1 protein-coding gene is annotated in these 1,703 nt (G+C 26.2%); it reads right to left on the bottom strand.

The window, feature by feature from the left end:
* On the bottom strand, nt 1–810 hold an 810-nt coding region (locus HMPREF3186_RS04390), incomplete at its 3' end, for a YSIRK-type signal peptide-containing protein (RefSeq protein ID WP_156438964.1).
* Nucleotides 811–1,703 lie beyond the last annotated feature (893 nt).

Genomic DNA, 1,703 nt, shown 5'->3' with positions numbered 1-1,703 from the left:
CTTTTGTACATTTTTATATTGACATTTACAGCCTTTGACAATGTTATCAGCCTTTGTCCACTGGTAATCCTTATCTAAAACTTTTTTAATATAGCTATCGTCACGATACGATAATTTCATAAATAAAGCCATATCTCGATCGGTAACATACCACTTGAAATTATCATCATCTCCGGGTTTACTCAAATCGCTCTGATCATGATCTATTACTCCATCTCCATCTGTATCCTTTAAAAATGGATGTCCATAGTAACCATAATATATTTTTCCGTCCTTTTCGTAAGTATAGATCTCACGACTATTTTTCACATTATCCCCATCACTATCCTCATTAGCCTTTAACGGTTCTTTTCCAAAAAGTAAATTATCAATCTTCGAATCTTCTGTTGTTATTAAACCTTTTGAAATTTTTACAAGATCTTCATCTGTAGCAAATTGTTTTTTAGATTCTCTTTCTGATACAACAGACATATTATTAGGAACTTTTGAATTTTGTCCTTCATTCCCTTCTATCAAAACATCTTTCCTTATCGAATCTTTTTTCTTCTTCGCTAAATCATTTACCTTAACATCTTCAGAAATACTTTTTTCTATATTCTTTTCATTTGATACATTTTTAAAAGCGCTGCTTTCGTTATGATTTCCCTTATCTATTATAACGTTGTTTTCCTTATGTATATTCTCGCTAGAATTCGTCTCACTTGCCAAAGCAGGTGCTGCTAAAAATATAAAAGCACCTACTAATACTGAAAATGTTCCAACACTAAATTTTTTTACCGTATATTTTAATACATTGTTTTTATTTCCCATGGGAATCCCTCTCTTCCTTTATAAATCTTACACCAACTTTATAGATTTTAAAAAAATAAACTCAATAATTCTTACTAACCTTGTTTACTAAAAATTATAAATAATATTCTCAAAATATTATGAACAAAATACTATATTATCTAAAAAGTTATTATCTTAATATTATTTCCCTATAAAAAAATGAACTATTCATAAGAATTTCAAATTAACAAAAATATTCTTATACATAACGTATAATTTTTATATATTTTATATATTCTTCCTCACTAAACCTTTATGTTATAATTCTTAATAAATCCGCTTAAATCCCCTTACTTATATTCTAATTTTTAAATACTTTTATGTCAAGGATTTCAAACTGATACTATGTTTAATTTATAAAAATAATATTATAATATCTATATCATATATCCCTTATAAATTATAAGTAAATTATTACTAATAATGTTAAATTTTTTTGGAGATATTAAGAAAGGAGTGACTCAAAAATCATGATTTCTAAGAAACAAAATTTTTAATTCACTCCCATAAAGTTTATTGATATCTAAAAAGTTTTTGAAAAGCAAACTTAAATATCAATAAACGACTGAGTCTATGAATTCTCATATAAACCTTGTTAAAATTTAAGACTTTTAGGTCAGCCCCGCGCTATATCTTATTTATTTTGAAAATAATAAAATAAGAATGTGCAGTTTTGACAAAATAAAAATGTACAAATGAACTATAGTCAAGTAAATAGACACAAAAATACGAAAATTAGTTAAAAAATTTAAATGAAATTTATTTTATACTGAGAAGTAGGGGTGGTTTTTTGTTTCGGAGACTTCGCCCCCTCAACTAGCTAAAGCCTTTAACAAAAAAGGGTCTATAATAAATACGGTTGATAATAAATA

Source organism: Gemella haemolysans, from assembly GCF_001553035.1.
GTDB classification, from domain to species: domain Bacteria; phylum Bacillota; class Bacilli; order Staphylococcales; family Gemellaceae; genus Gemella; species Gemella haemolysans_B.
The sequence above is the reverse complement of the archived record's forward strand: the minus strand, read 5'-3'. Positions and strand labels throughout refer to the sequence as shown.